Genomic DNA, 4,541 nt, shown 5'->3' with positions numbered 1-4,541 from the left:
CCCGGCCGCGACGCCGTGCTGCGGCTCGACGACCTGCGGGCCGAACTGGGCGACATCGAGAAGCAGGCCGAGGCGCTGCGGTAGACTCGAAGGGCATGCCTCTGAAGATTGGTGACCGCCTGCCCAACGCGACGTTCCGGACCCCCGCGCCCGAAGGGCCGCTGACGCTTTCCACGGCCGACGTGTTCGCCGGCAAGAAGGTGGTGCTGTTTGCGGTGCCGGCGGCGTTCTCGCCGACCTGCAGCCAGGTGCACCTGCCGGGCTACGTGCGCAACCACGACGCCATCAAGGCCGGCGGCGTGGACATCATCGCGTGCGTCTCGACCAACGACGCGTGGGTACTCGGCGCGTGGGCGGAGCAGAACGGCGCGACGGGCAAGGTGCTGATGCTGTCTGACGGCAACCTCGAGTTCACGAAGGCCGCCGGCATGGAGCTCGACGCCCGCGTCGTCGGCGAAGGCATGCGCTCCCAGCGCTACGCCGCCATCGTCGACGACGGCGTGGTGACCGACATCCGCATCGAGGAGAAGCCCTGGCTGGCGGAACTGTCGTCGGCCGGCGCGATCTGCGGGCTGGCCAAATAGGCTCAGGACTCAGGGCTCAAGGCTCAGAACATCATCCGGGCGGGCCTGGCTCCGACGGGCACGCGTTCGCGCGAGGAAGGTCGGGCCGGCTGTCCCAGCCCGGCCCGTGCCGTCTGGGCCGCGTTGGGACAACGGGCCCTACCATCGTGGCCTGCAGGCTGCAGCCTGTCGCCTATTTGCGTTTCTTCGACTTCTTCTTCGCGGGCTTCTTCTTCGCTGGTTCCGGCAGCGGGTCGGTGTCGGCGATGCGATCGGAGAGCCGCGCGACGGCCATCGCGTAGGCGTGGGCGCAGTTGTAGCTGAGGAACACCTCGTAGTTCTGGTACACGAGGTAGCTCGCGCCGTCGCTGCGGAAGAGCGACGCGACCATGTCCGCCTTGGGCAGGTCGGCGCCATCCGCGGCGCGCACGCCGAGGGTCTGCCACTCCGAGAGCGATCGACGCTCGGTCATCTCGCGGGCCGCACGGCAGCCGTCCGTGCGCAGCGGCGCGGCGGCCTCGAGGGCCGTCGTCGAGGCCGGCAGCTTGACGGCGCGGCCCCACGCCTGGCCGGCGACCCACCCGTTGGTCGCGAGGTAGTTCCCGATCGACCCGAACACGTCGGCCTGCGACGCCCAGATGTCGCGGCGGCCATCGCCGTCGAAATCGACGGCGTACTTGCGATAGCTGGATGGCATGAACTGCGGTTGGCCCATCGCGCCCGCCCAGGAGCCCTTCAGGCGTGGCAGGTCGATGTGGCCGGCGTCGAGGATGGCGAGCGCGTCGAACAGCTGGCCGCGGAACATCGCGCTGCGGCGGTTGTCGTAGGCGAGGGTGGCCAGCGTCGGCATGATCGGCCGCACGCCGCTGAAGCGCCCGAAGTTGGACTCCAGCCCCCAGATTGCCACCAGCACGTGCGGCGGGACCTTGTAGGCGTCCTGTACCTTCGCGAGCAGCGTCGCGTGCGTGTCGCGCTGCGTGCGCCCGAGACGGATCGTCGGCACGCCGATGCGACGCTCGAGGTACTCGGTGAGCGTCTCCTTGAACTCGGCCTGGCTGCGGTCGCGACTCAGGATCTGCTCGACGGGCGTGATGTCGCGCAGCGCCGACTCGATGGTGGCCGGCGTCACGCCGCGCGCCAGGGCTTCCTCGCGGACGGCCTGCAGCCACTCGGGGAAGGGCGGCAGCACCGGCGCCGCGGCGGCGGGCGCAGATGAGGCCGGAACCGGCGCCTGCGCGACGAGCGCGGCGGATGAACAGAGCAGCAACGCGGCGAGGGCCGCGCCGCGCAGCGACATGGGCATCGTGACCATGATGCCTCATGCCTCATGGGTCATGCCTCATGGCTGCCGGGGGCTAGTCCAAGGACAGGAGGAAGGCTCAGGGCACAGGGCTCACGGCTTACGGCTCAAGGCTCAGAGAGCATGCTGTTCACTGCCGACTGCCGACTGCCGACTGCCGACTGCCGACTGCCGACTGCCGAAGGTTCAGAGAGAGCCGCGCGTCAGGGCCGCGACGACGAGGGGGCCACGCGTGATCGTGATGCCATGGCATCACTCATGTCGGTGCTACGATGTCGCCATGCGGACCACCGTGCGACTCGATGATGAGCTGGTCGAGCGGCTGAAGGCGCAGTCGCGCGTCGAGAAGGTCAGCCTCACCCGCCTGATCAATCGCGCGCTCAAGGCTGGCCTCGATGCCGGCCGCTCGCGGGCGCGGCCCCCGCGGCGCTATCGCGAACGTGTGCAGGCCATGGGGGCGCCGCGGCTACCACTCGACAAGGCGCTCGCTGCTGCCGCGGCACTCGAGGACGACGAGGTGGTGCGCGAGCTGGCGGCACGCCGTTGAAGATCGTCGACCTCAACATCCTGCTGTACGCCGTCAATTCGGCGGCGCCGGGGCACCGTCTTGCCCGGGCCTGGTGGGAGGACACGCTCAACGACCAGGATGTCGTCGTTGGGCTGCCGTGGGTCGTGGTGCTGGGTTTCCTCAGGCTGGCCACCAATGGCCGCGTGTTCCCGAAGCCCATGTCGCCCGCCGTGGCTCTGGCCAGGGTCGATGCGTGGCTCGGCCGCGACACCGTCCGCGTCGTGCGGGAGAAGGACGACCACTGGGCGACCCTGCGCGCGCTGCTGGCCGCGAGCGGCACCGCGGGCAACCTCACGACCGATGCACACCTCGCGGCGCTGGCGCTGAGCCATGACGCCGTGCTCGTGTCGAGCGATGCCGACTTCACGCGGTTCGCGGGCCTGCGCTTGGAGAATCCACTGCGGGGCTGACCACGCAGCATCAAGGTCATCGCTGGTCAGGCCCGGCCAGGGCTGGGTGCCCTGGCCATCGCCCTCGCTGCCGGCGAGCACGACGAACTCCACGTCAGGGTCGTGACGCGGGTGCCTGCCGCCGCCGCGCATGCGCGAGCCGATCGGTGCGTCTGGTCAGAGATCAGAGAGCATGCCGTCCACTGCCGACTGCCGGCTGTCGTACCCGGCACCCCGTACCCGGTACCCGGTACCCGGCTCTACTTGTCGTCCAACAACGCGATGAGGCTCGACGTGTCCCAGCGGTTGCCGCCGCGGGCCTGGACCTGCGCGTAGAACTGGTCGACGAGCGCGGCGACGGGCAGGCGCGCGCCGTTGCGGCGTGCCTCGTCCATCACGATGCCGAGGTCCTTGCGCATCCAGTCCACCGCGAAGCCGAAGTCGAACTTTCCGTCGACCATCGTCTGCCAGCGGTTCTCCATCTGCCACGACTGCGCCGCACCCTTGGAGATCACCGACATCACGGCGGGCACATCCAGGTCGGCCTTCTGCGCGAAGTGGAGGGCTTCGGCGAGCCCCTGCACGAGGCCGGCGATGCACAACTGGTTGACCATCTTGCAGAGCTGACCGGCGCCGCTGTCGCCGATGCGTGCCACCATCTTGCCGTAGGCCTTCAGCACCGGCTCGACCGTGGCGAAGGGCTCCGCATCGCCGCCGCACATCACGCTGAGCTGGCCCTTCTGCGCACCCGCCTGTCCGCCAGAGACCGGTGCGTCGATGAAGTGCAGCCCGCGCGCCTCCGCGTCCGCGTGCAGCTCGCGTGCGACGGCGGCCGAGGCCGTGGTGTGGTCCACGAAGATGGCGCCAGGCTTCATGCTCTGGAACGCGCCGTCAGGGCCGATGGTCACCTCGCGCACGTCGTGGTCGGCGCCGACGCAGGCACACACGACGTCGCAGTCGGCCGCAGCCTCGCGCGGAGTCGCCGCGGCGCGTCCACCGTACTCGGCGACCCAGGCGTCGGCTCTCGAGGCGGTGCGATTGAAGACGATGACGTCGTGCCCGGCGCGGAGAAGATGCCCCGCCATGGGGCCGCCCATGATGCCGAGACCGAGGAAGGCGATACGCATGGGCGGGATGGTATCAAGGGCCGGGTACGGGGTACCGGGTACCGGGTACGGGAATCGGGCAGCGGGAATCGGGTAGCGGGTAGCGGGGGCAGGCATCCTCCGCGGTCGGCAGTCGGCAGTTGACGGCATGCGCTCTGAGCCCTGAGCCCTGAGCCCTGAGCCCTGAGCCCCAAGCCCCCAGCCCTGAGCCCTGAGCCTTGAGCCGTGAGCCGTGACGATGCCCTGAGCCCCAAGCCCCAAGCCCCAAGCCCCCAGCCCCAAGCCCCCAGCCCCCAGCCCCCAGGCTTGTACAATCCCGCTGATGTCGCCGCGATCGCGCATGCATGGCCTGGTGTGGCTGCTCGCACTGCTGCTGTGGGCCTGGCCGTGCGCGGCGCAGCAGGCTGCGCCTCCGGCCCTGCCGAAGCGGCTGCGGATCGTGCTGGTCCCGCTCGATGACCGCCCGGTCTGCCTGCAGTACCCGCAGATGATGGCGCCGCTCGCGCACGCCGAGGTCGTCGCGCCGCCGCTCGACACGCTCGGCCGCTTCACGACCCCCGGGAACACCACCGCCATCGCCGCCTGGCTGCGCGCGCAGGACTGGTCGCGCGTCGA

The 4,541-nt window shown here is 70.2% G+C and carries 6 protein-coding genes; 4 read left to right on the top strand and 2 right to left on the bottom strand.

The window, feature by feature from the left end:
• Positions 1-95 precede the first annotated feature (95 nt).
• Positions 96-584: a peroxiredoxin gene (locus tag ACIRDX_RS20805; RefSeq protein ID WP_396627353.1), complete on the top strand. Its 489-nt coding sequence runs from the start codon at positions 96-98 to the stop codon at positions 582-584.
• A 172-nt stretch (positions 585-756) separates the two neighbouring features.
• Here ACIRDX_RS20805 and ACIRDX_RS20800 read toward each other — a convergent pair whose 3' ends face one another.
• Positions 757-1,875 (bottom strand): lytic transglycosylase domain-containing protein, encoded by a 1,119-nt coding sequence (locus ACIRDX_RS20800; RefSeq protein ID WP_396627352.1) that lies wholly within the window; start codon positions 1,873-1,875, stop codon positions 757-759.
• Positions 1,876-2,143: 268 nt separating this feature from the next.
• Between ACIRDX_RS20800 and ACIRDX_RS20795 the strand changes: the two genes are divergently transcribed.
• Positions 2,144-2,410: a ribbon-helix-helix protein, CopG family gene (locus tag ACIRDX_RS20795; protein ID WP_396627351.1), complete on the top strand. Its 267-nt coding sequence runs from the start codon at positions 2,144-2,146 to the stop codon at positions 2,408-2,410.
• Positions 2,407-2,841 carry a TA system VapC family ribonuclease toxin gene (locus tag ACIRDX_RS20790; RefSeq protein WP_396627350.1) on the top strand — a complete coding sequence of 145 codons (435 nt, stop codon included), beginning with the start codon at positions 2,407-2,409 and terminating at the stop codon, positions 2,839-2,841. Before ACIRDX_RS20795 ends, ACIRDX_RS20790 begins: the two co-directional genes overlap by 4 nt.
• 239 nt (positions 2,842-3,080) lie before the next feature.
• On the opposite strand, the gene ACIRDX_RS20785 is transcribed toward ACIRDX_RS20790, so the two are convergent.
• Positions 3,081-3,947 carry an NAD(P)-dependent oxidoreductase gene (locus ACIRDX_RS20785; RefSeq protein WP_396627349.1) on the bottom strand — a complete coding sequence of 289 codons (867 nt, stop codon included), beginning with the start codon at positions 3,945-3,947 and terminating at the stop codon, positions 3,081-3,083.
• 301 nt (positions 3,948-4,248) lie between these two features.
• Between ACIRDX_RS20785 and ACIRDX_RS20780 the strand changes: the two genes are divergently transcribed.
• A partial coding sequence (locus ACIRDX_RS20780; protein ID WP_396627348.1) for a DUF4127 family protein occupies positions 4,249-4,541 on the top strand: 293 nt, incomplete at its 3' end.

This window comes from Luteitalea sp. (assembly GCF_044337415.1).
Lineage (GTDB): Bacteria > Acidobacteriota > Vicinamibacteria > Vicinamibacterales > Vicinamibacteraceae > Luteitalea.
The sequence above is the reverse complement of the archived record's forward strand: the minus strand, read 5'-3'. Positions and strand labels throughout refer to the sequence as shown.

Bases quoted from the DNA above. Each gene is read 5' to 3' on its own strand.
- ACIRDX_RS20805 (WP_396627353.1), top strand. From the start codon at position 96: ATGCCTCTGAAGATTGGTGACCGCCTGCCCAACGCGACGTTCCGGACC.
- ACIRDX_RS20800 (WP_396627352.1), bottom strand. From the start codon at position 1,875: ATGGTCACGATGCCCATGTCGCTGCGCGGCGCGGCCCTCGCCGCGTTG.
- ACIRDX_RS20795 (WP_396627351.1), top strand. From the start codon at position 2,144: ATGCGGACCACCGTGCGACTCGATGATGAGCTGGTCGAGCGGCTGAAG.
- ACIRDX_RS20785 (WP_396627349.1), bottom strand. From the start codon at position 3,947: ATGCGTATCGCCTTCCTCGGTCTCGGCATCATGGGCGGCCCCATGGCG.